Here is a 23,342-nt window from a genome sequence, read left to right on the forward strand (position 1 = left end):
CACCCTGCGAGGGGTGCGGGCCACGCCCGTTTCCGTACCCGGGGAGGCCCGCTATTCGAGGCTCGGCGCGATCCGGGAGGGGCCGGCCGACGGATCGGACAGCAGCTTGTCGTGGAGCTGCCGGCCCTCGTTCGTGAGCTGCTGCGGGCCGCTGTGCGGGGGTACGCCCGACACGCTCGCGCCGGGGGCGCGCGGAGGCTCGTACTCGGTCGGGGCGGTCACCCAGGTGTAGGCCGTCGCCGCCGCGATGACGGCCGTCACGCCGACCACCGCCCGCGTCCACAGCCGGTTGCGGTGCTCGCCGGCCACCCGTACGGCCGCTGCCACGCGCGGCTCCAGCGGGCCGGCGGGCCGCAGCGCGCCGAGCCGCTCGCGCAGCACCGCGGACTGCTTCGCGGGCGCTACGCCGTCCAGCTCGGGGAGCTGGTCGGCCAGGTCGGCGTGCGCGTTGACCAGCCGGCTGCCCGCGGTGGGCGTGGACGCCTCGGTCTCGGCGGCGGTGTCCGGGAGGTCCAGCCCGACGCCGTCGTAGAGCAGCACGGTGCGGCGGTGGGCCGGGGGCAGTGCGAGCATCGCGTCCAGGAGGACGCGGTCCGCGGGGTCGGCCGGGGGCTCGTCGGGGTGCCGGTGGGACCGGCGGAAGCGGTGCCAGGGGGAGAGCGCGTACTCGTACGTCGCCGCGCGCACCCATCCGACCGGATCCGGGTCGGTGGCGACCTCGGGCCAGCGGTCCCACGCCTGCTGGAAGGCGCGCTCGACCGCCTCGCAGGAGAGGGTGTGGCGGCCGGTGAGGAGGTAGGCCTGGCGGGCCAGGGCGGGGGCGGTGCGCTCGTAGAGGGCGTCGAAGGCGGTGGCCGCCGCGGCCGTCCGGGGGGTGTCCTCGCCGGCGTCCGCGCCGGGGGCGGCCTGGGGGGCGGTACCGGCCTGCGCCGCCGGGGCGGTCTCCGCGGCCGGGTCCGGTCTCGTGCCCGATGCGGCGTCAGGCCCGGCGGCCTTCCCGGCCGCTGACGCGGGGTCCGTCCCGGTGGCGGCTTCCCCGGTGGCCCGCGCGGCGGACTTCCCCGAGCGCGGCTCGGCGTGCGTCCCGGTGTCCGAGCCGGTGCCGGCGGCCTCGTCCGCACCGGTGTCCTGCGGGAGGGGGCCGCCGGGGCGCAGGGTCGTGCGGCCGGCGCCTCCGCCGTGGCCTGCGCCCGCACCGGCTCCGGCTCCGGCCCTGGCGGGGGACTTGGCCTCGTGCCGGGGCATCCCGGCGGGGGGCTTCGCGGCCCGCTTGACGGCGGCCTTGGGCCGGGTCTGCGCACCGACGGGCCGGGTGAGCCCGCGCATCATGCGCAGCCCGAAGCGGCCCTCGGCGGCTTCGGAGCCTTCGGCGGAGTCGGCGGAGTCGGCGGAGTCGGCGGTGTCCGCGGCTTCGGAGGCCTCGGCGGCTGACGCCGCGTCTGCAGCCGTGGAAGCGGCTCCGGTTGCCGTCCCGGCGTCCTCGGCGGCGCCGTCGAGCCGGTCGCCCGCCGTTGCGCCTGCCGATGGTGCCGCGTCCGCGTCCGCCCCGGCGGCGCGGGCCGAGGCGGCCACCCCCGCCTGCGGCGTAGCGGCGGCGTTGGCCCATGCGGGCCGCCCGGGCGCACCCGGGGCGCCGTCGCCTTGCGCGGAGCCCTGCCCGGGGCCGGAGCCCGACCCGGCGCGGGCGGGCGCACCCGCATCCGCCGCGGCGCCGTCGCCCCGGCCCTGCTCCCGGTCTGGCGCACGCGTACCCGTACCCGTACCCGCCGCGGCGCCGTCGCCCCGGCTCTGCCCCTGGTCAGGCGCGCCCGCGCCCGCGCCCGTAGCCGTTCGGCTCCGGCCGGGGTCGCTGCCCGAGCCCGAGCCGGGCCTGCCTTCCCGGGCCGGGGAGCCCGAGCCGTCGGTGCGGGCCGTGGGGCCCGCGGGGGCGGATTCGTCCGCCGAGAGGCGGGCCAGGAGCTTGGAGTAGGCCTCCAGCTTGCGGCCCCGCGGGTGGGTGCGCCCGGTCTCCCAGGAGCGGACGGTGTTCGAGGTGACGCCCACGGCCGCCGCGATCTCTTCGTGGGTCAGGTCGGCCGCTTCGCGCAGGCGCCTGCGTTCCTTCGGGGTGGGGAGGCCCAGCTCCGTGACGCTTTGTGTCATGCCACACTCCCCGCGACCCGGACGCCCTGACCGAAAAAGTACATAAACGTATATTGAGCGACACCACGGTCATTCGCCTGTTACCCGCCCATAGCGCGTGTCGTTGGCACCATGGCGGGGTGACCCAAGTGACCGAACGCGGGACCTCGTTGCCCACGCCCCCACGGGCCCCCGTACCGCGCCGTTCACCGGCGGCCGCCGCGTGTGTCGTGGGTGGCGCCGTCGCCGCAGTACTGGGGCTCGGTTTCCTCGCCGTGCTCGTCGTCGTGCTGTGGATCAGCTCCCCCTACCCCGACAGCGGACCCGGGGGCGCCCTGCACCTCGCCGCGGGCCTCTGGCTGCTCGCCCACGGGACCGACCTCGTCCGCTACGAGACCCTCTCCGGGGTGCCCGCCCCCGTCGGCCTGACCCCGTTGCTGCTGGTGGCCCTGCCCGCGCTGCTCATCCGGCGGGCCGCCCGGCTGGGCAGTGCCGCGCAGGAGGACCGGGGCGCGGAGCCGCTGCCCGCGGGCGTGGTGTTCTCCGCCGTGCTGTGCGGCTACCTCGGGGTCGGCGCCCTGGCCGTGGTGTACGCCGCCGCCGGGCCGATGCCCGCCGACCCGCTCAGTGCCGCCTGGCACCTCCCGGCCGTCGCCGCCCTCGCCGCGGCCGGCGGGGTCTGGGAGTCCCGGGGGCGGCCGCTCGGGCAGCTGCCCGGTCGGCTCACCCGGCCCCGCTACGCCCTCGCGCTGCGGGCCGGGGCCACCGGGGCGCTGGTGCTCCTCGGCGGCGGTGCCCTGCTGGTCGGGGCCTCGCTGGCCTGGCACGGGTCGCAGGTGCAGGGCTCGTTCGCGGCACTGACCGGGGTCTGGTCGGGCCGCTTCGCGGTGCTGCTGCTCGCCCTCGCGCTGATCCCGAACGCCGTCGTCTGGGGTGCCTCCTATGCCCTCGGCCCCGGCTTCGCGCTGGGTACCGGAGCCGCCGCGACCCCGCTCGGCTTCGGCGGCTCGCCCGCGCTGCCGGGCTTCCCGCTGCTCGCGGCGCTCCCCGGGGAGGGCCCCGGCACGCCGCTGACCTGGGCCGTCGGCGCGGTGCCGGTGGCGGCCGGGCTGGCGGTGGGCTGGTTCGCGGTACGCCGGGCCCGTGAGGTCTCGTACGGGGAGACCGCGCTCACGGCCGCGCTGGGAGCCCTGGTGTGCGCCCTGGCGACGGCCGTTCTGACCGCGGCTTCGGCGGGGCCCCTCGGCACCCGGGAGCTGGCCGCCTTCGGCCCCGTGTGGTGGCAGGCGGGCGCGGCGGCCCTGGGCTGGACCCTGGCCCTGGCGGTCCCGCTGGCCGTCACCGTGCACGCCTGGCGGAACCGGCCCGCGAAGGGCCTGGCCGGCGAGGGCTCCGAGGACGCCTGGCACGACAGCGGCGTACGGGAGGTCCGCTGGGCGGCCCTGCGCCGTGCGGCGGGCACCCTGATCCCGGACTTCTCCGGTACGCCGGCGCAGGCCGACGGGCCGCCCCCGGCCAAGGCCCCGGAGGCGGGGGCCCGGCCGGTGTCCGCACCGCCGAAGCGTCCGGTGCTGGTCATGCCCGGCCTCAAGCTGGACCTGACCCCGATCCCGATCCCCGCGCTGCCCGCGGATCCGCCCCCGGAGAGGGCGCTCGCACCCGTGCCCGGGGCGCTCGGAGAGGCCGGAGCGCCCCTGGTGGCGCCCCCCGCCCCGCTCGTGCCGCCGGTGGCCGGAGCCCGCGTCCTGGCGCGCCGGAAGCTACCGGCGGGAACGCCGACGGGAACGCCGGCGGGCCTCTCGGTGGACCCGCGGCCGCAGCCGGCGGCCGAGGCGGACCCCGTGCCGGCCGGACCGGCCGCCGCGGCCGCGGATCCCGGGCCTCAGACGGCCCGGATCGACTAGCCGCCGCTGCGCCAGCGCGTGGCTACCGCTGGACCTCGAGCATCTTGCCGATGAAGTTGTCCGGCAGCAGGTCGTTGCACTGCAGCTCGGCCGCCTTGGTGAGGGAGTCCTGCTTGCAGACGTAGAAGTCCTTGTACGCGAGCTGCACCGCGTACGAGGACAGCGCGAGCAGGATCGCCAGCGAAGCGGTCACCAGGCCGCTCGTCGCCGCCGTCCGCTGGGGCCGGGCGGCGGCGCCCAGGGCCGCCAGTCCGCCCTTGGCCGCACCGGCGGCCGCGGCCGGGCCGGCCTCCGGAGCCGTACCGGCCCCCCGGCCCGTACCCGTGCCCACGTCCGCCGCCGAGGCGCCCGTGGTGCGCGGAGCGTCCTGCTCCCCGTCCGCGGACGGCTTCACCGGGACACCGCGCAGCGCGCTGATGCCCCAGTACAGGGCGAGCGCGCCCAGCAGCAGCCCCATCGAGGGGATGCCGAAGACCCCGAAGAAGAAGCCCCACATGCCGGCCAGCAGCGCGTACCGGGCCCGCCGCTGGATCGGGTCCTTGGGGTCCCAGCGCGCCGGTCCCGACCCGGGGTCCGCGCCCGGTCCCGACCCGGTTTTCTGCGGGCCGTCGCCGTCACCGCCGGCGCGCGGCTCCCAGAGCTGATCGGGCCGGCCTTCCGGGGGCGCCGCGAAGGGGTTGTCGTCGGTGGAGCGGTCGGGCTGGGGGCGGTCCGGCATCGGGTGTGTTTCATCCCCTGTGTCGTGGACGCCGCTGGGACGTCCGAGGCCTGTTTACGGCGTGTACGCCAGACGCTACCGCCCACCCGTCCCCCCGTCCCTCGGGGGCCGTCCGGTGTGCCGGTATCGTTGCAGGCGGTCGGTGGCTTCGTATGGTCCCCCGTATCTCGGGGACCCGAAGTTTCATGCGATCGCACAAGACGAACGACGCGCCCCCGGTCACGCCGGGAGGCGCCCCCGCTCGACGAGAAAGGGCCTCCCATGGCCGCCTCCCGCCTGGTCGTGCTGGTCTCCGGATCCGGCACCAACCTCCAGGCCCTGCTCGACGCCATCGACGCCCACCCCGGCGGACCCGAGGGCTTCGGCGCCGAAGTCGTCGCCGTGGGGGCCGACCGCGAGAACATCGCCGGCCTGGAGCGCGCCGAGAAGGCCGGGATCCCCACCTTCGTGTGCCCGGTCAAGGCGTACGCGAGCCGTGCGGAGTGGGACGCCGCCCTGACGGAGGCCACCGGTGCGCACGCGCCGGACCTCGTGGTCTCGGCGGGGTTCATGAAGATCGTCGGGCCGGAGTTCATCGGCCGCTTCGGGGGCCGGTTCGTCAACACCCACCCCGCCCTCCTCCCGGCCTTCCCGGGCGCCCACGGCGTACGGGACGCCCTCGCCTACGGCGCGAAGGTCACCGGCTGCACCGTCCACTTCGTGGACGCGGGCGTGGACACCGGTCCGATCATCGCCCAGGGTGTGGTCGAGGTCCGGGACGAAGAGGACGAAGCCGCTCTCCATGAGCGGATCAAGGAAGTCGAGCGCGAGCTGCTCGTCGACGTCGTGGGGCGCCTGGCCCGGCACGGCTACCGCATCGAGGGACGAAAGGTAACAATCCAGTGACCGCCGCAGAGGCCGCAGGGACCGTAGAGACCGTGACCGCAGAGGGCGAGGACCTCGCCGCGTCGAAGCGCCCGATCCGGCGCGCGCTCATCAGCGTGTACGACAAGACGGGACTGGAAGAGCTGGCCCGCGGTCTGCACGAGGCGGGTGTCGCGCTCGTCTCGACCGGCTCCACCGCATCGAAGATCGCCGCCGCCGGGGTGCCCGTCACCAAGGTCGAGGAGCTGACCGGCTTCCCCGAGTGCCTGGACGGCCGGGTCAAGACCCTGCACCCGCGCGTGCACGCCGGCATCCTCGCCGACCTGCGCCTGGAGGACCACCGCAACCAGCTCGCCGAGCTGGGCGTCGAGCCCTTCGACCTGGTGATCGTCAACCTCTACCCGTTCCTCGCGACCGTCCAGTCGGGCGCGACCCCGGACGAGTGCGTGGAGCAGATCGACATCGGCGGTCCCTCGATGGTTCGCGCCGCCGCCAAGAACCACCCCTCGGTGGCCGTGGTCACCAGCCCGGCGCGCTACGACGCGGTGCTCGCCGCCGCGCAGGGCGGCGGTTTCGACCTCACCGCCCGCAAGCGGCTCGCGGCCGAGGCCTTCCAGCACACCGCCGCGTACGACGTGGCCGTGGCCTCCTGGTTCACGAACGCGTACGCCCCCGAGCCGGAGGCCGTCCTGCCCGAGTTCCTGGCCGGCGCCTGGGAGCGCAAGTCCACCCTCCGCTACGGCGAGAACCCGCACCAGGCGGCCGCGCTGTACACGGACGGACAGCCGGGCGGGCTCGCCAACGCCGAGCAGCTGCACGGCAAGGAGATGTCCTACAACAACTACGTGGACACCGACGCGGCCCGCCGCGCCGCCTACGACCACGAAGAGCCCTGCGTCGCGATCATCAAGCACGCCAACCCGTGCGGCATCGCGGTGGGCAAGGACGTCGCCGAGGCCCACCGCAAGGCGCACGCCTGCGACACGGCCTCCGCCTTCGGCGGGGTCATCGCCGTCAACCGCCCGGTGAGCGTCGAGCTCGCCGAGCAGGTCGCGGAGATCTTCACCGAGGTCATCGTGGCCCCCGACTTCGAGCCGGGCGCCGTCGAGGTCCTCGCGAGGAAGAAGAACATCCGCGTCCTGAAGGTCGAGGGCCACCCGCACCAGCCGGGCGAGCTCAAGCCGATCTCCGGCGGCGTGCTGCTCCAGCAGAGCGACCTCGTCCAGGCCGAGGGCGACGACCCGGCGAACTGGACGCTCGCCACCGGCGAGGCCCTCTCCGCCGACGAGCTCGCCGACCTCGCCTTCGCGTGGAAGGCCTGCCGCGCCGTCAAGTCCAACGCGATCCTGCTCGCCAAGGACGGCGCCTCGGTCGGCGTCGGCATGGGCCAGGTCAACCGTGTGGACTCCGCGAAGCTGGCCGTCGAGCGGGCCGGCGCCGAGCGCGCGCGGGGCTCGTTCGCCGCCTCCGACGCCTTCTTCCCCTTCGCGGACGGGCTGGACATCCTGACGGCCGCCGGCATCAAGGCCGTGGTCCAGCCGGGCGGTTCGATGCGCGACGAGCTGGTCATCGAGGCCGCGAAGGCGGCGGGCGTGACGATGTACCTCACCGGGACCCGTCACTTCTTCCACTGAGCCCGACGGCTGACGGCTGACGGCTGACGCCTGACGGCCGACGCCTGACGGCCGACGTACGCGGCGAAGGCCGCGACCCGCAGCAGTGCGGATCGCGGCCTTCGCCGCGTGTACGGCCGCTCCCGTCACGCGGGGCGTACGGGCCCCCGGCCCGCGCCGGTGGTCTCGATGACCACGGATCTCATGACCACGGATCTCATGACCACACGGGCAGAACCAACGGGGGAGGGGCCGTGGTGCAGTCGGACCAGGGGAACGGCAGGAGCGAGCTCGGGGAGTTCCTGCGCTCCCGCAGGGCCCGGCTGCGGCCCGAGGACGTGGGGCTGCGGCCCTTCGGCGAGCGCCGCCGCGTACCGGGCCTGCGCCGGGAGGAGCTCGCCCAGCTCGCGGGCGTGAGCGTCGACTACTACGTGCGCTTCGAGCAGGGCCGCGCCGCCAACGTCTCGGACGCCGTGGTGGGGGCCGTGGCCGGCGCGCTGCGGCTGGACGAGACCGAGACGGGCCACCTCCACCGCCTCGTGCGCACGGCGTCCGGCGCCTCCCGTACGACGGGCGCTCCGGCCGTGCAGCGGGTGCAGCGGGTGCGGCCGGGCCTGCTCCAGCTGCTGGCGTCGATGCCCGGTACGCCCGCCTTCATCGTGGGCCGCCGCACCGACGTCCTGGCCTGGAACCCGCTGTTCGCCACGCTGATCACCGATTTCTCGACGGTCCCGGAGGAGCAGCGCAACAAGGCCTGGCTGGTGTTCCTGCACGAGGAGACGCGCGGCCGGTTCGTGAACTGGGAGACCAAGGCCCGCGATCTGGTCGGCTACCTCCGCCTCGACCGCGGCCGGCATCCGCAGGATCCGGCCTTCGCCCGGCTGGTGGCCGAACTCTCCGCGCGCAGCGAAGAGTTCACGCGCCTGTGGGAGCTCCAGGAGGTGCGGGAGAAGACGCACGGCGGCTACCACCTGCGCCATCCGCAGGCTGGGGAGTTCACGCTCGCCTACGAGAGCCTCAGCCTGCCCGACGACCCCGACCAGACCTTGATCATGTACACCGCCGAGCCCGGTTCCCCCGCGGAGGCGGCCCTGCGGATCCTCGCCGCGAAGGCGCCGGATCCGCGCGCCGTGCTCACCGGTGCGCGGCCGTAGGCACCGCGGCGCACACCGGTGACCCGGCTGCGGGTCAGTACTGCGGGCGGCTGAAGTAGGCGCCGGAGGCCGAGTTGGCCAGGCCGATGAGGATCCACAGGCCCAGGCCGAGCGAGATCACGCCGGGGATCACCGAGGCCAGCAGGGGCGTGCCGACGGACTCCTGCAGACCGCTGAGCGTCACGATGTTGACGATCAGGCTGCCCAGGGAGAAGAGGACCTGGAGCGAGCCGTAGATGATGCCGGAGACCCGGACGCCGCCGCGGCCCTTGCCCAGCTTGGCGGCGGTCAGGATCGGCCACAGGGAGAAGCCGACGAGGATGATGCCGCCGATGACGGCGACCCCGCCCGCGAGGGTGCCGATGTCACCGGAGCTGGTACCGGAATCGGAGAGCGCGGTGGCGAAGAGTGCGCCGCCGACCCCGATCAGCAGCCCGAACAGGGCCTGGAGCCCGCCGAGGATGAAGAGGACGACCCGGGCCCCCTTGGCCCCGCCCGGCATCGGCATCGGCGAGCCCGGGTAGCCGGGGTAGGCCTGCTGCGGGTAGGCGTAGCCGCCCTGGGCCGGGGTGGCCTGGGGGGCCTGCGGGGGGTAGCCGTAGGCGGGCTGGCCACCCTGCGGCTGCTGCGCGTACGGGTTGTTCGGGTCGCCGAAGCTCATCTGGGGTCGTTCCTCCGTGGAAGTGCGGGGACGCACGGCACGCGCGGAGGAGTCACTGCAGATCGTGCGGCCCGCCCCCCGGCACTGCCCGCGGCACTACGTTCCCCGCATCGTCGTCGGGCCGGACCGGGGTTGTCCAGCGGGGACGCCGTCCGCCCGGCACTTGTTGTGCAAGTGCAACGAATGCGGGACGAATGCAGGACGAATGCAAGGCGCAGGCGGGGCGCAGGGGCCGCGACTGGATCCGCGGCCGCTCCATCCGGGAGGATGGGTCCATGACTGCCCAGATTCTCGACGGCAAGGCCACCGCAGCCGCGATCAAGTCCGAACTGACCGCCCGCGTGGCGGCGCTCAAGGCCCGGGGCATCACCCCCGGCCTCGGCACCCTGCTGGTCGGCGACGACCCGGGCAGCCGCTGGTACGTCAACGGCAAGCACAAGGACTGCGCCGAGGTCGGCATCGCCTCGATCCAGCGCGAACTGCCCGCGACCGCCTCCCAGGAGGACATCGAGGAGGTCGTGCGGGAGCTGAACGCCAACCCGGAGTGCACCGGCTACATCGTGCAACTCCCGCTCCCCAAGGGCATCGACACCAACCGCGTCCTGGAACTCATGGACCCGGCGAAGGACGCCGACGGCCTGCACCCGATGTCGCTCGGCAGGCTGGTCCTCAACGAGCCGGGCCCGCTGCCGTGCACCCCGTACGGGATCGTCCAGCTGCTGCGCCACCACGAGGTCGAGATCAACGGCGCGCACGTGGTCGTCCTCGGCCGCGGGATCACCGTCGGCCGCTCCATCGGCCTGCTGCTCACCCGCAAGTCCGAGAACGCGACCGTGACCCTCTGCCACACCGGCACCCGCGACCTGTCCGGGCTGCTCCGCCAGGCGGACATCGTCGTCGCCGCGGCGGGTGTGCCGCACCTGGTCAAGCCCGAGGACGTGAAGCCGGGCGCGGCCGTGCTCGACGTCGGCGTCAGCCGCGACGAGAACGGCAAGATCGTCGGGGACGTGCACCCCGGGGTCGCGGACGTGGCCGGCTGGATCTCCCCGAACCCGGGCGGCGTCGGCCCGATGACCCGGGCGCAGCTGCTCGTCAACGTGGTCGAGGCCGCCGAGCGGGCGGTTCCCCGTGCCGGCTGAGCGGGAGCGGGAGCCGGATCCCGGCACCGTCCCCGAACCCGCCCCGGCCGCCGGTCCCGCCGCGGCCGCCGCCTCCGCGGGCCTGCGCCCGGTGCCGAGCTGGGCCAGGAAGGGCGAAGCCGGCGGACGACGGAGCCCGGGGCCCGACCCCGAGCCCGGGCCCGGGACCGAGGACGGCGAGGAGCAGGACGGGGCCCGGTCGCGCCGCTTCCCCTCCGTCACCCTGGACACCGCGCGCCCCGAGGGCGGCGGCCGGGCCGCGCCCGGCGACGCCCCGGCTCCGGCCCGGCAGTGGCCGATGCTGGCCGTCCTGGCCGCGACGGCGGCCGGACTGCTGCTCACCGCCGTGGGCCATCCGCGCGTCGGCTGCCTGCTGATCGGGATCGCGATGATCGCGGGTTCGGTGATGCGCCGGCTGCTGCCGTCCGTGGGCATGCTCGCGGTGCGCTCCCGCTTCACGGACATGGTCACGTACGGCCTGCTGGGCGTGGCGATCACGCTGCTCGCCCTGGTGATGGAACCCAAGCCGTGGCTGAACATCCCCTTCCTGGAGACGGCGGTCCGTTTCACGGTCCGCTAGGCCGTCCCTTGCGGAGGGTGCCGGGCCCGTACCGGCACGATCCGCACGAGATCCGAAAGGGGCGGTCCGAAAGGGGCGGACCGGCCCTCCGGGAGCCCCCGCCGGACGCCCCGTGTGCCCCGCGCCACACGGGGCGGGGGATTGGGGTGGTCCTGGGTCGGATAGCCTGACGGCGGATGTCTCTTCACGTCAAGATTTACTGGGCCACGGAGCGGCGTCCTCCCAGCACATGGGGCAGGGACGCCCCACCGCCAGCTGTCTAACGGAGAAGGCCATGACCCGCACTCCCGTGAATGTCACCGTCACCGGCGCCGCCGGCCAGATCGGCTACGCGCTGCTCTTCCGCATCGCCTCCGGCCACCTGCTCGGCGCGGACGTGCCGGTCAAGCTCCGTCTTCTGGAGATCCCTCAGGGCATGAAGGCCGCCGAGGGCACCGCCATGGAGCTCGACGACTGCGCCTTCCCGCTGCTCGCCGGCATCGACATCTTCGACGACCCGAACAAGGGCTTCGAGGGTGCCAACGTCGCGCTGCTGGTCGGCGCCCGCCCGCGCACCAAGGGCATGGAGCGCGGTGACCTGCTCTCCGCCAACGGCGGCATCTTCAAGCCGCAGGGCGCCGCGATCAACGCGAACGCCGCGGACGACATCAAGGTCCTGGTCGTGGGCAACCCGGCCAACACCAACGCGCTCATCGCGCAGGCCGCCGCCCCGGACGTACCGGCCGAGCGCTTCACCGCGATGACCCGCCTGGACCACAACCGCGCGATCTCGCAGCTGGCCGCCAAGACCGGCGCCGCCGTCTCCGACATCAAGCGCCTGACCATCTGGGGCAACCACTCGGCGACCCAGTACCCGGACATCTTCCACGCGGAGATCGCCGGCAAGAACGCCGCCGAGCTGGTCAACGACCAGGCCTGGCTGTCGGACGAGTTCATCCCGACCGTCGCCAAGCGCGGCGCGGCGATCATCGAGGCCCGCGGCGCGTCCTCGGCCGCCTCGGCCGCCAACGCCGCCATCGACCACGTGCACACGTGGGTCAACGGCACCGCCGCGGGCGACTGGACCTCCATGGGCATCCCGTCGGACGGCTCCTACGGCGTCCCGGAGGGCATCATCTCCTCCTTCCCGGTCACCACCAAGGACGGCCGCTACGAGATCGTCCAGGGCCTGGACATCAACGAGTTCTCCCGTGCGCGCATCGACGCGTCCGTGCAGGAACTCGTCGAGGAGCGCGACGCGGTGCGCGAGCTCGGCCTGATCTGATCGCTCCCGTACGGTCCGGCCGCGCAGGCCCCCGTACGAGCGGTACGAACACCGAAACGCCCCGGCCAAACCTGGCCGGGGCGTTTGGCGTGAATCTTTCTGTCGCCGCATGGAGGCGGACCCTAGGGTCGGTCGGTGACCGAGAACGCGATTCCCCGGCAGCCCGGCGGCAGTTGGGCCGGTCCCTCCGCCGGCCGCCCCCCGGTGCACCCCTCCCTCAGCGAGGCCGGCCGCTTCCTGTGCGCGGGAACGTACCTCGACGCCGCGTACCGCGACCGGGTCATCGACGAGCTGTACGTTCACGAGGAACGGATCGTCGCCCCCTCCTACGGCTACGACGCCTCCCGGGTCCTCGCCCACGCGCTGCGCGCCCGCCGCGCCGAACTCGGCTGGGCCGCCTGGGTCCTCGGAGCCTGGTTCGTCGGCTCCCTGCTCACGGGCGGCGTCCTCGCCGCGCTGATCGTGCCCTTCCTGCTGCTGAGCCTCGCCGACTGGCTGCGCGCCCGGAACGTCCCGGTGCTGCGCTTCCTGTCCGTGATCCTGCGGATCTACGTCTGGTGGGCGCTGGTCATCGTCCTGCTGCTCCTCGGCTTCGGCGGGTTCGCGCCGTTCGGCGTCCTGGACGCGCTGGGCGGGGACGGCGCCCTGCCGTTCGCCCCGACCGGCGGCGAGGTGGAGGGCACGGCCGTCCTGTGGTGGCTGCCGGTGGTCTTCGCCGGGGTGGTCACCGTCGTGGGGCTCCAGCGCGGACACGTCTACCGGACCATCGCCACCGACCTCGCCGAGCGCCGCTACGCCGACCACGCGAACGACCAGGCCGAAGCGGCCGACGGGGCCCGCTTCCAGCGGGTCCGCCAGCGCATCAGGGCCGAGCAGCACGCGCCGATGATCATGTACGACGTCAACGACCCGTTCTGCGGAGCGGGTGATCCCTTCCGGCCCTGGCAGCTGTCCGTGGAACTGCGCCCGCGCGAGGGCCTCGGCCCCGACCGCAAGCCCGTCCCGGTCACCAACTCCCACATCCTGGCGCGGATCGTTCCGCTGCTGGAACGCCTGCGGGTGCCCTCCCCGCACGGCTCCCCGGAGCAGGCCGCCGCCGTGGGGGACCGGCTGCGCGAACTGGTCCTGGACGAGTGCGTGTTCCTGCCCGCGAGCGGGCTGCCGCACCGGGACACCGCGCAGGTGGTGCACGGCCAGTTCGGCGAGCAGCGGGCCGCCGCCATCGAGGAGGGCGGCGAGCGCCGCCGGCACTTCCTGCGCGTACGGGTGGGCGGCTGGGAGGAGAACCTCGTCGTCACCGTCTTCGTACGGGTCCACACGCAGGGCGGGATGATGATGCTGGAGGTGGCCCCGCACGTGCTGCTGCCCGTCCGGACCGACTTCCACAACGCGGACGCGGACGCCCAGCGCTACCGCAACAACAACGGGTTCGGCAAGGCCGTCTGGGCCCTGCGCAACACCCCCGGCTCCCTCGTGGCCTCCGCGGCCACGCTCGGCCGCGGGCTGGCGAGCTGGTGGCGGATCGTCACCGGCGGCCACGGCGGGGCACGGCCCGAGGGGCCGCGGGTGTCGGTGCGCGACCTGGCCTCCGAGGACAACGGCTCGCTGTTCCACCTGATGGACCTCGACCGCTTCCTGAAGACCATCCAGGACCGGGTCGTCGGGGGCGTCGTCGTCGCGCTGCACGAAGCGGGCTGGCACACCGAGGAGTTCGCCGAGCGCGCGGTCAACGTCGCCGAGGGCGGGGTGTTCATCCAGTCGGTGAACCACAGCTCCTTCAGCGTCGGCGGCAGCAACAACACCAACAGCACCAAGATCAAGAGGAGTACCGGTGGCAGTTGAAGACGGCGTTACGGGTACGGACGCGGGCGCGGCCGGGCAGGAGCCCTCGGTCCGCATCGGCGGGGTCACGGGCAGCGCGTTCAGCATCGGCGGCAGCAACCACACCAACACCGTGCACCACGGGGGAGCGGGGGCGGAGACCGTCGGGCCGCAGGCCCTCCTCGACGCCGTACTGGAGCTGCGCGCGGCCCTCGTACGGCTGCCGCGCGGTGCGGACAGGGCGGCGCTCGACGCCGAACTGGACGGGGTCGCGGAGGGACTGGAAGGGGCCGAGGAGATCCGGCCCGGCCTGGTCACCCGGCTCCGCGGAGCCCTGGAACGCTGGGCTCCGCTGGTGGACTCGGTCAGCGCCGCCACCGCCCTGGCCGGGCTCCTGACCACCCTGGGAGGCTGATCCGTGCCCCCGCAGAACGCCCCCCGCTGGGACCCCGCCACCCAACGCTGGGTCACGGACCCCGCCGAGCCGCCCCCCGCACAGCCGACCCCGCCCCAGGGCCCGCCCGCGCCTCCGGCCCAGAACCCGGCTCCGCCCGCACAGCCGGCCTCGCCCGCGCCTCCGGCCCAGAACCCGGGCCCGCCCGCGCAGCCGGCTCCGCCGCCGGGGTACGCACCCGCCCCGGGTCAGCCTCCGGCGCCCGGCTCCGCCCCGGGACACGACCCCGGCGCGGCATCCGGTCCGGGCACGGCTCCGGGCTACGAGCCGGCCTCAGGACCGGCCCCTGCCCCTGCCCCGGCTCCGGGCTACGAGCCGGCCTCAGGACCGGCTCCGGCCCCAGCCCCTGCCCCGGCTCCGGGCTACGAGCCTGCCCCGCAGCCCGGCCCGGGGGAGTACGGGCCGGGCGGGTACGGCCCGGCGGGGTCGGAGCAGGACGCGTACCGCTACCCGTACCCCACCTATCCGCACCCGCAGCCCGTACAGCAGGCGTACCCCGTACCGCCCCCGCCCCCGCGGGCCGGCGGCCGGTGGCTGACGCCGACCACGGCGGCCGTCGCGGTGGCCGCGCTCGCGCTCGGCGCCGCCGCCGTGTGGTTCGTGGCGCGGGACACCGGCGAGCAGCCCGCGCAGGCGGGACCGACGGCCTCGGGCCCCGTGTCGAGCGCCGAGGGGTCACCGACCCCCTCGGCCACCCGCTCCTCCCCGTCCCCGACGGACAGCGGCAGCCCGACCCCCACGCCCAGCCCGAGCGGCAGCGACCCCGCCCACGAGACCGTGCGCGACGCGAAGGGGTTCACCGTCGCCGTGCCCGCCGGGTGGCTCCGCGAGGAGGCCGCCTCGGGGGTCTTCTACCGCTCTCCCGACCGCACTGCCCTGATCCAGGTCTTCCAGGTCAGCGAGCCCGAACTGACCCCGCTCGCCGCGGTCCAGGGCGCCTCCACCTACCTGCGCGCCCAGACCACCGGCTACCAGGAGATCCGGGTCGGACCGGCGCCGGACGCCCCCGAGGGCGGCGAGCTGGTCTACGAGTACGACAGCGCGGAGTCCCACGGCCGACGCCGCGGCGTGGAACGGGTCTTCGTCGCCGGGGACGGCAAGAAGTGGGCCGTCCTCACAGCCGGCCCGTCGGCCGACTGGACGCTCACCCAGGCCCACCACAAGGCCGCCCTGACCGCCTTCCGCCCCACGGGCGGCTGACGGGGCGGGCGGCCACGGACCCGCATCCACGCCTCACTGCACCGCTCCTGACCGGGGAACACCCCTCAGGGGGCGGGAACCGTCACTTGTACATGCCCGGGGTGTAGCGCCCCGGGGTCAGGCGGGTGGTGACGCCGATGCGGTTCCAGACGTTGATCGCGGCGATCAGGGCGATCACCTGGGCCAGCTCCTTCTCCTCGAAGTGCTTCGCGGCCCGCTCGTAGACCTCGTCGGGAACGAAACCGTCGGTCAGGACGGTCACGGCCTCCGTCAGCTCGATCGCGGCGAGCTCCTTCTCCGTGTAGAAGTGCCGCGACTCCTCCCAGGCGCCGAGCAGCAGCAGCCGCTCCACGTCCTCGCCCGCCGCGAGGGCGTCCTTGGAGTGCATGTCGATGCAGAAGGCGCAGTGGTTGATCTGCGAGGCGCGCAGTTTGACGAGCTCGACCAGCGCCGGGTCCAGGCCCTTCGCGGCGGCCGCGTCCAGGGCCACGGCGGCCTTGTAGAACTCCGGGGCGAGCTTCGCGAGCTGCATGCGGGGGGTGTGTTCGGGTGCCTTCTCCGTGTGGGTCATGGCATCAGCCTAGGAGGCAGGCGGCCCACGTATATGGTCCATTTCCATGACCGAATCGTGGGCCACTTTCGGCGCCGACCTGCATCTGGAACCGGTCCCGGGGCGCGGTGTCCGGGCCGGGCTGACCGAGGCGCTGCGCGAGGCCGCGCGCAGCGGGCGGCTGGCCCCCGGGACCCGGCTGCCCTCCTCGCGCACCCTCGCGGCGGATCTCGGGATCGCCCGCAACACCGTCGCCGAGGCCTACGCCGAGCTCGTCGCCGAAGGCTGGCTCACCGCGCGCCGGGGCTCCGGGACCCGGGTCGCGGAGCGGGCCCGGATCGGGGCGGGGACCGGCGGCGGGGCGCGGCGTCCCGCGGCGGCCGTGACCGTACGGCGCCCCGTGCGCGCGCAGACCTCGTACAGCCTGAAGCCCGGTTCCCCGGACCTGGGCGGCTTCCCGCGCGCCGCCTGGCTCGCGGCGGCCCGGCGGGCGCTGACCGAGGCCCCGAACGAGGCCTTCGGGTACGCGGACCCGCGCGGCCGGGTGGAGCTGCGCGAAGTGCTCGCCGGGTACCTGGCGCGGGCCCGCGGGGTGTACGCGGACCCCGAGCACATCGTGCTGTGCGCGGGCTTCGGCCAGGGCCTGCTGCTGCTCTCGCGGATGCTGCGCGCACGGCGGATCCGGGAGATCGCGGTGGAGGGGTACGGGCTGGACGTGCACCGGGAGCTGCTGACCGGCGCCGGGCTGCGCACGCGGCCGCTGGCGGTGGACGGGGCCGGGGCCCGCACCACCGAGCTGGCCGGTTCGGGCGCCGGTGCGGTGCTGCTGACGCCGGCGCACCAGTTCCCGACGGGCGCCGCGCTGACGCCCGGGCGGCGGGCGGCGGCGGTGGACTGGGCGCGGTCCACGGGCGCGCTGATCCTGGAGGACGACTACGACGGCGAGTTCCGCTACGACCGCCAGCCGGTCGGCGCGCTCCAGGGACTGGACCCGGACCGGGTGGTGTACCTGGGTACGGCCAGCAAGTCCCTGGCGCCGGGGCTGCGCATGGGCTGGATGGTGCTGCCCGGACCGCTGATGGAGGAGGTGCTCGCGGTGAAGGGCCGGACCGACTGGAGCTCCAGCGCGCTGGACCAGCTGACGCTCGCGGAGTTCATCCGGTCGGGGGCGTACGACCGGCACGTGCGGGAGATGCGGTTGCGCTACCGGCGGCGGCGCGACGAGCTGGTCGCGGCGGTCGGGGACCGGGCGGCGGTCTCCGGCATCGCCGCCGGGCTGCATGCGGTGCTCGATCTGGGGCCGGGTGGGGAGCGGGCGGCGCTGCGGTCGGCCGCCTGGCAGGACCTGGGGCTGCAGCCGCTGTCCTTCTTCCGGCATCCGGCGGCGGTGATGCCCGTGCGCGAGGCGCTGGTCGTGGGCTTCGGGACGCCGTCCCAGAGCGCGTGGGCGCCGACGCTGGCCGCGCTGGTGGCGTCCCTGCCGTGACGGGTGCCCTGCGGGGCCGTCCCCTACCCGCCCTTCCACCGTTCCCCGGGCTCCGCCCGGACCCGGCCCCGGACACGGACCCGGTCCTGGAACGCCGGACGGACTGGATCGTGCGGGCGTCGGCGCGCACGTGACCGCTGGTGGTCCGGGCCCGCACGTGACGGACGGCGGTCCGGGAAATCCAGCCCCTCCGGCGTTTGAGGAGCGGGGTCTGGGGCGGAGCCCCAGGGACACCGGGCTGCGCCCGGGCCCCGCCCTCAAGCGGCGGGCGGCCGGACCGGCTCCGCCGGGGGTTCGCCGAAGCGGGCCAGGGCGAGGGAGCCGGCCACGGCCACCGCGAAGCCCGCGACCGCCAGCCAGGTCAGGCCCTCGCGGGTGCGGTCGCCCAGCCAGGCCACGCCCACCACCGCCGGGCCGATCGTCTCGCCGAGCACCATGCCGGCCGTCGCCGTGGTCACCGAGCCCCGCGACAGTGCCGAGGTGAGCAGCAGGAACGCGGAGCCGCCGCCGAGCAGCAGCGCGTAGAACGCCGGGTTCGCCAGGGCGGAGAGGGAGATGCCGTCGATGAGCCGGACCGCCACCTCCACCACCCCGAAGCCGGTTCCGGCGGCCAGACCCAGCGTCAGGGCCCGGCTGCGGTCCGGCAGTCCGCCCGCCACGGCCCCGACCACCAGCACCAGCCCGGCCACCGCCAGCAGCCCCAGTTTCAGCGCCGGCGTGCCCTTCCCCGAGCCCTCCTCCCCGGACGCCAGCCCGAGCATCACCAGCCCCGCGCACACGACCGCGACCGCGCCCCACTCCATGCCGCTCAGCCGCACCTTCAGCAGCCGCGCCGCGACCACCGCGGTCACCGCGAGGCTGGCGGCGAGGGCGGCGCCCACCGCGTAGATCGGGATGTGCCGCAGGGCGATGATCTGGAAGACGAAGCCGACCCCGTCCAGCCCCAGGCCGGCGAGATAGCGCCATTGGCGCAGCGCCCTCAGGAGGAGGGCGGTGTCGACGCCGGAGCCCGTCCCCGGCTCCGCCGCCCGCGCCGCCACGGCCTGCAGGACCGACGCCGTGCCGAAGCAGACCGCCGCACCGAGCGCGCAAATCATCCCAATGAGCACGAACCGACTCTAGGTCACGGATCCCGCGTCGGCCGGATTCCGTCGGCCGGGGCGGCCGTTCTAGTCTGTCCGCAGCCGGCCACCCAGGGGGAGCGAACCATCCATGGACAGCAGCAGTAGCACCAGCAGTACCGATTCCGCGCGCACCAAGCGCCGCATGCGCTCCGGCACCGTCGCCCTCGGCGGCATGGGCCTGCTCGCCGCCGCCCTGGTGGCCTGCGGGAGCAGCAACGAGCCCGACAAGCGCTGCGCGGACCGCGCCACCATGGAGAAGCTGAACTCCAAGGAGTGCAAGAGCGGCGGCCGCGGCGCGTACTACTACGGCGGCAGCGTCACGAAGAACAGGGTCAGCGGCGGCAGCTTCGACAAGTCCGCCGTCACCCGCGGCGGCATCGGCGGCCACAAGAGCTCCTCGGGCGGCTGATCCAGGGTGAAGCGCCACACCATCGAGCCCCGCCCCGACTGGCAGAAGACCGTCGAGGAGCAGGGGCTGATCTACCCCCTGACCCGCTACCCCGACGACTCCCTGCGCCCCTATTGGGACGAGAGCGCGTACTACTCCTTCACCCTGCCCGAGATCGAGGCGCTGGAGAACGTCGTCGAGGAGCTGCACGCCATGTGCCTGGCGGCGGCCCAGCACATCGTCGACCACGACCGCTTCGCCGACCTCGGGATCACCGACCCGAAGCTCGCCGCGCTGATCGCCGAGTCCTGGCGGCGCCGCGCCGAACAGCCCTCGCTCTACGGCCGCTTCGACCTGCGCTACGACGGCTCCGGGAGCCCCGCCAAGCTGCTGGAGTACAACGCCGACACCCCCACCTCCCTCGTGGAGGCGGCCGGTCCGCAGTGGTTCTGGATGGAGGAGCGCTTCCCCGGCGCCGACCAGTGGAACTCCCTGCATGAGCGGCTCGTCGACGCCTGGCGGCGCCAGGCGGAGCTGCTGCCGGCCGGACCGCTGCACTTCGCGCACTCCGAGACCGACGAGCTCGGCGAGGACCTGATGACGGTCGCCTACCTCCAGGAGACCGCCGAGCAGGCCGGCATCGAGACCCGTGAGCTGTCGGTGGAGCAGATCGGCTGGGACAGCCTGTCCGGCCGGTTCGTGGACGAGAAGCTCGGCTTCATCCGCGCGATCTTCAAGCTCTACCCGTGGGAGTGGCTGGCCACCGACGAGTTCGCCCCGCAGGTACTCGGCACGTACGACCACGGCGGCGGCTCCGGCACCACCGCCTGGATCGAGCCCCTGTGGAAGATGCTGCTCTCCAACAAGGCGCTGCTGGCGGTCCTGTGGGAGCTCTTCCCGGAGCACCCGAACCTGCTGCCCGCCTACCTGGACGGCCCGCGCGAGCTCGCCACGACCACCGGCTACGCGGCGAAGCCGCTGCTGGGGCGCGAGGGCGCGGGCGTCACCCTGCACCCGGTCGGCGGCGAGCCGTTCGCACCGGAGGAGGACGAGACCTACGTCTTCCAGGGCCTCGCCCCGCTCCCCGACTTCGACGGCAACCGGGTGGTGCTCGGCGCGTGGGTGGTCGAGGACGAGGCGGCGGGCCTGGGCATCCGCGAATCGGCGGGACCGGTCACGGACGAGTACGCCCGCTTCCTGCCCCACGTCATCCTCTAGCCGTCGTCCGGGAGGCCGCCCCCACCGGGGAGGCGGCCGTCCGGCGCCGCCCCGGTGGCCGTACCCGGCCGACGGCCAGGACACCCCCTAGGCGCCGAGGACCGACCTGAGCTGGTCCAGCCCCCAGTCCAGGTCCTCCTTGGAGATCACCAGCGGCGGTGCGATCCGGATCGTCGAGCCGTGCGTGTCCTTGACGAGCACCCCGAGCCCCATCAGCTTCTCGGAGATCTCCCGGCCGGTGCCGCGCGCCGGGTCGATGTCCACGCCCGCCCACAGCCCGCGGCCCCGTACGGCGGTCACCGCACCGCCGCCGACCAGCAGGTTCAGTTCGCGGTGCAGGTGGTCGCCGAGCTCGGTGGCGCGCTGCTGGTACTCGCCGGTGCGCAGCATCGCGATGACCTCCAGGGCCACGGCGCAGGCCAGCGGGTTGCCGCCGAAGGTGGAGCCGTGCTCGCCGGGCCTGAACACGCCGAGCACGTCGCGGTCGGCCACCACCGCCGAGACGGGCACGACCCCGCCGCCCAGCGCCTTGCCGAGGATGTACACGTCGGGGACGACCCCCTCGTGCTCGCACGCGAAGGTCCGGCCGGTGCGGCCCAGGCCCGACTGGATCTCGTCGGCCATGAACAGGACGTTCCGCTCGCGCGTCAGTTCCCGTACGCCCTTCAGGTATCCGGCGGGCGGCACGAGGACGCCGGCCTCGCCCTGGATCGGCTCCAGGAGCACGGCCACGGTGTTGGAGGTGACGGCGGCGGCGAGCGCGGTGAGGTCCCCGTACGGGACGATCTCGAAGCCGGGGGTGTACGGGCCGAAGTGGTCGCGGGCCTCGTGGTCGGTGGAGAACGACACGATGGTCGTGGTCCGGCCGTGGAAGTTGTCGGCCGCCACCACGATCTTGGCGTGGCCGTCCGGTACGCCCTTGACCTCGTACCCCCACTTGCGGGCGGTCTTCACCGCCGTCTCCACGGCCTCCGCCCCGGTGTTCATGGGCAGCACGGCCTCCTTGCCGCACAGCGCCGCGAGCTCGGTACAGAAGTCCGCGAAGCGGTCGTGGTGGAAGGCGCGGGAGGTCAGGGTGACCCGCTCCAGCTGGGCGCGGGCGGCGTCGAGCAGCCGCCGGTTGCCGTGGCCGAAGTTCAGCGCGGAGTACCCGGCGAGCATGTCGAGATAGCGACGCCCCTCCACGTCGGTCATCCACGCGCCTTCGGCGGTGGCGACGACGACGGGCAGGGGGTGGTAGTTGTGCGCGCTGTGCGCGTCGGCGGAGCGGATGGCATCAGCAGTTGTCGACACGGGGTCTCCGATCGTCCGTCAAGCCGGTGACGAGGGTGGCGTCACTGTCCATCCTCGCTCGAATACCGGACGGAGAAACCTCATCTGCGGCGCGCCCGCTAAGGTGTCGGACACGCACGGCGACTGGCGCACGGAGAACCAACTCCGGGGGAGCCGTGCGCGCACGACCGCACACAGGGCCGCTCGCCTGGGCCTCGCGGGGACGAGATCCGACATCGACCCCGGAGGAACCGCCATGAGCGCGAACCACCACCCGTACCGCCACCCCGCCCTCCTCGCGACCGACCCCGAGCTGGCGTCCTTCGTCGCCGCCGAGGAAACCCTCCAGGCGCAGACCCTGCGCCTCATCCCGAGCGAGAACTACGTGTCCTCGGCCGTGCTGGAGGCCTCCGGCACCGTGCTGCAGAACAAGTACAGCGAGGGCTACCCGGGCCGCCGGTACTACGAGGGCCAGCAGAACATCGACCGCATCGAGGCACTGGCCGTGGAGCGGGCCAAGGGCCTCTTCGGAGTCGACCACGCCAACGTGCAGCCGTACTCCGGCTCGCCCGCCAACCTCGCCGTCTACCTGGCCTTCGCGAAGCCCGGCGACACGGTGATGGGCATGGCGCTGCCGATGGGCGGGCACCTGACGCACGGCTGGGGGGTCTCGGCGACGGGCTCCTGGTTCCGCGGCGTGCAGTACGGGGTCCAGGCGACTGCGGATCCTGAAACGAATGGCCTCATCGACTACGACGCCGTACGGGACCTCGCGCTCGCCGAGCGGCCCAAGCTGATCTTCTGCGGCGGTACGGCGCTCCCGCGCACGATCGACTTCGAGGCGTTCGCCTCGATCGCGAAGGAGGCGGGCTCGGTGCTCGTCGCCGACGTGGCGCACATCGCCGGCCTGATCGCGGGCGGCGCCCACCCGTCCCCGGCGGGCCACGTGGACGTGATCTCCACGACCACCCACAAGACCCTGCGCGGTCCGCGCGGCGCGATGCTGATGTGCCGCGAGGAGCATGCGAAGGCCATCGACAAGGCGGTCTTCCCGGGCCTCCAGGGCGGCCCGCACAACCAGACGACGGCCGGTATCGCGGTGGCGCTGCACGAGGCTGCGCAGCCCTCGTTCGTGTCGTACGCGCACGCGGTCGTGGCCAACGCGAAGGCGCTGGCCGCGGCGCTGCTGGAGCGGGGCTTCGACCTGGTCTCGGGCGGTACGGACAACCACCTGATCCTGATCGACCTCACCGGGAAGTCGGTGTCCGGCAAGATCGCGGCGAAGGCGCTGGACCGGGCCGGGATCGTCGTGAACTACAACACGGTGCCGTTCGACCCGCGCAAGCCGTTCGACCCGTCGGGGATCCGGATCGGTACGCCGTCGCTGACGTCGCGGGGGCTCGGCGTCGAGCACATGCCGGTGGTCGCCGACTGGATCGCGGGGGCGGTCTCCGCGGCCGCCCTCGGCGATGAGGCTGCCCTCGGCACGGTCCGGGCCGAGGTCGCCGCCCTCATGGCCGCCTTCCCGGCCCCGGGCCTCCCCGTCGCCTGACCCGTCCCGGGCGGGGGGCGGTCCCTGCGGGGGCCGTCCCCTACCCGCCCTTCGCCCGTTCCCCGGGCTGCGCCCGGACCCCTCCCGGGGCTCCGCCCCGGACCCCGCGCCTCAAACGCCGGCGAGGCTGGAATTGCCCGGCGTCAGCCTGAACGTGCGGACCGGCGCCTGCCAAAATCCAGTCCCGCCGGCGTTTGAGGCGCGGGTGTGGGCGGCGCCCGCGAAGCCCCGCGCAGCGGCACACCTCCTGACCCGGACG

At 74.4% G+C, this 23,342-nt stretch carries 20 protein-coding genes and 1 riboswitch; of the genes, 14 read left to right on the forward strand and 6 right to left on the reverse strand.

The genetic code is table 11. The annotated features are described in order from the left end of the window. Positions 1–51 precede the first annotated feature (51 nt). The gene (locus tag ACIA8F_RS03215) at positions 52–2,142 is read right to left on the reverse strand and encodes a helix-turn-helix domain-containing protein (protein WP_399376418.1); all 2,091 of its coding nucleotides are present in this window, start codon (positions 2,140–2,142) and stop codon (positions 52–54) included. A 119-nt stretch (positions 2,143–2,261) separates the two neighbouring features. On the opposite strand from ACIA8F_RS03215, the gene ACIA8F_RS03220 reads away from it, so the two are divergent. Continuing rightward, on the forward strand, positions 2,262–4,025 hold the full coding sequence (locus tag ACIA8F_RS03220; protein ID WP_399376419.1) for a DUF6350 family protein: 1,764 nt from the start codon (positions 2,262–2,264) through the stop codon (positions 4,023–4,025). Between the two features lie 22 nt (positions 4,026–4,047). Here ACIA8F_RS03220 and ACIA8F_RS03225 read toward each other — a convergent pair whose 3' ends face one another. Continuing rightward, on the reverse strand, positions 4,048–4,743 hold the full coding sequence (locus tag ACIA8F_RS03225) for a hypothetical protein (RefSeq protein WP_399376420.1): 696 nt from the start codon (positions 4,741–4,743) through the stop codon (positions 4,048–4,050). A 261-nt stretch (positions 4,744–5,004) separates the two neighbouring features. Here ACIA8F_RS03225 and purN point away from each other — a divergent pair, with 261 nt between their 5' ends. From purN to ACIA8F_RS03240, 3 genes are all read left to right on the forward strand, one after another. Beyond that, positions 5,005–5,628 carry a phosphoribosylglycinamide formyltransferase gene (purN, locus tag ACIA8F_RS03230; RefSeq protein WP_399376421.1) on the forward strand — a complete coding sequence of 208 codons (624 nt, stop codon included), beginning with the start codon at positions 5,005–5,007 and terminating at the stop codon, positions 5,626–5,628. Between the two features lie 32 nt (positions 5,629–5,660). After that, a complete protein-coding gene (purH, locus tag ACIA8F_RS03235; protein ID WP_399376422.1) occupies positions 5,661–7,241 on the forward strand; it encodes a bifunctional phosphoribosylaminoimidazolecarboxamide formyltransferase/IMP cyclohydrolase in 1,581 nt (526 codons plus the stop codon). A gap of 233 nt (positions 7,242–7,474) precedes the next feature. Beyond that, positions 7,475–8,374, forward strand: coding sequence for a helix-turn-helix transcriptional regulator (locus tag ACIA8F_RS03240; protein ID WP_399376423.1), 900 nt, complete (start codon positions 7,475–7,477; stop codon positions 8,372–8,374). 34 nt (positions 8,375–8,408) lie between these two features. Here ACIA8F_RS03240 and ACIA8F_RS03245 read toward each other — a convergent pair whose 3' ends face one another. Beyond that, positions 8,409–9,035, reverse strand: coding sequence for a hypothetical protein (locus ACIA8F_RS03245; protein ID WP_399376424.1), 627 nt, complete (start codon positions 9,033–9,035; stop codon positions 8,409–8,411). A gap of 275 nt (positions 9,036–9,310) precedes the next feature. Here ACIA8F_RS03245 and ACIA8F_RS03250 point away from each other — a divergent pair, with 275 nt between their 5' ends. The 6 genes from ACIA8F_RS03250 to ACIA8F_RS03275 all read left to right on the forward strand — a co-directional run bounded on the left by ACIA8F_RS03250 (position 9,311) and on the right by ACIA8F_RS03275 (position 15,493). Next, complete coding sequence (locus ACIA8F_RS03250) at positions 9,311–10,174, forward strand: bifunctional methylenetetrahydrofolate dehydrogenase/methenyltetrahydrofolate cyclohydrolase (protein ID WP_399376425.1); 864 nt, start codon at positions 9,311–9,313, stop codon at positions 10,172–10,174. Continuing rightward, positions 10,164–10,754, forward strand: a complete 591-nt coding sequence (locus ACIA8F_RS03255; RefSeq protein ID WP_399376426.1) for a DUF3017 domain-containing protein — start codon at positions 10,164–10,166, stop codon at positions 10,752–10,754. The genes ACIA8F_RS03250 and ACIA8F_RS03255 overlap by 11 nt, the downstream gene beginning before the upstream one ends. Before the next feature lie 274 nt (positions 10,755–11,028). Then, entirely contained in the window at positions 11,029–12,018 is a 990-nt protein-coding gene (locus tag ACIA8F_RS03260; RefSeq protein WP_399376427.1) for a malate dehydrogenase, read from the forward strand. 135 nt (positions 12,019–12,153) lie between these two features. Next, positions 12,154–13,860 (forward strand): hypothetical protein, encoded by a 1,707-nt coding sequence (locus tag ACIA8F_RS03265; protein WP_399376428.1) that lies wholly within the window; start codon positions 12,154–12,156, stop codon positions 13,858–13,860. Beyond that, a complete protein-coding gene (locus tag ACIA8F_RS03270) occupies positions 13,850–14,254 on the forward strand; it encodes a hypothetical protein (RefSeq protein WP_399376429.1) in 405 nt (134 codons plus the stop codon). The genes ACIA8F_RS03265 and ACIA8F_RS03270 overlap by 11 nt, the downstream gene beginning before the upstream one ends. 3 nt (positions 14,255–14,257) lie before the next feature. Beyond that, on the forward strand, positions 14,258–15,493 hold the full coding sequence (locus ACIA8F_RS03275) for a hypothetical protein (RefSeq protein ID WP_399376430.1): 1,236 nt from the start codon (positions 14,258–14,260) through the stop codon (positions 15,491–15,493). Positions 15,494–15,575: 82 nt separating this feature from the next. Here the strand turns inward: ACIA8F_RS03275 and ACIA8F_RS03280 are convergent, their stop codons facing one another. Beyond that, positions 15,576–16,064: a carboxymuconolactone decarboxylase family protein gene (locus ACIA8F_RS03280; protein ID WP_399376431.1), complete on the reverse strand. Its 489-nt coding sequence runs from the start codon at positions 16,062–16,064 to the stop codon at positions 15,576–15,578. A gap of 46 nt (positions 16,065–16,110) precedes the next feature. On the opposite strand from ACIA8F_RS03280, the gene ACIA8F_RS03285 reads away from it, so the two are divergent. Then, entirely contained in the window at positions 16,111–17,529 is a 1,419-nt protein-coding gene (locus ACIA8F_RS03285) for a PLP-dependent aminotransferase family protein (RefSeq protein ID WP_399376432.1), read from the forward strand. Between the two features lie 257 nt (positions 17,530–17,786). Here the strand turns inward: ACIA8F_RS03285 and ACIA8F_RS03290 are convergent, their stop codons facing one another. Further along, on the reverse strand, positions 17,787–18,626 hold the full coding sequence (locus ACIA8F_RS03290) for a hypothetical protein (protein WP_399376629.1): 840 nt from the start codon (positions 18,624–18,626) through the stop codon (positions 17,787–17,789). Positions 18,627–18,741: 115 nt separating this feature from the next. Here ACIA8F_RS03290 and ACIA8F_RS03295 point away from each other — a divergent pair, with 115 nt between their 5' ends. Continuing rightward, positions 18,742–19,062 carry a hypothetical protein gene (locus ACIA8F_RS03295; RefSeq protein ID WP_399376434.1) on the forward strand — a complete coding sequence of 107 codons (321 nt, stop codon included), beginning with the start codon at positions 18,742–18,744 and terminating at the stop codon, positions 19,060–19,062. Positions 19,063–19,068: 6 nt separating this feature from the next. After that, entirely contained in the window at positions 19,069–20,259 is a 1,191-nt protein-coding gene (locus ACIA8F_RS03300) for a glutathionylspermidine synthase family protein (RefSeq protein WP_399376435.1), read from the forward strand. Between the two features lie 87 nt (positions 20,260–20,346). On the opposite strand, the gene rocD is transcribed toward ACIA8F_RS03300, so the two are convergent. After that, the gene (rocD, locus tag ACIA8F_RS03305) at positions 20,347–21,552 is read right to left on the reverse strand and encodes an ornithine--oxo-acid transaminase (protein ID WP_383943906.1); all 1,206 of its coding nucleotides are present in this window, start codon (positions 21,550–21,552) and stop codon (positions 20,347–20,349) included. A 109-nt stretch (positions 21,553–21,661) separates the two neighbouring features. Further along, positions 21,662–21,752, forward strand: a riboswitch (ZMP/ZTP riboswitch). A gap of 35 nt (positions 21,753–21,787) precedes the next feature. Between rocD and glyA the strand changes: the two genes are divergently transcribed. Next, positions 21,788–23,083, forward strand: coding sequence for a serine hydroxymethyltransferase (gene glyA, locus ACIA8F_RS03310; RefSeq protein ID WP_399376436.1), 1,296 nt, complete (start codon positions 21,788–21,790; stop codon positions 23,081–23,083). Positions 23,084–23,342 lie beyond the last annotated feature (259 nt).

Origin of the sequence: Streptomyces sp. NPDC051563 (genome assembly GCF_044454225.1) — a bacterium.
Taxonomy (GTDB): domain Bacteria; phylum Actinomycetota; class Actinomycetes; order Streptomycetales; family Streptomycetaceae; genus Streptomyces.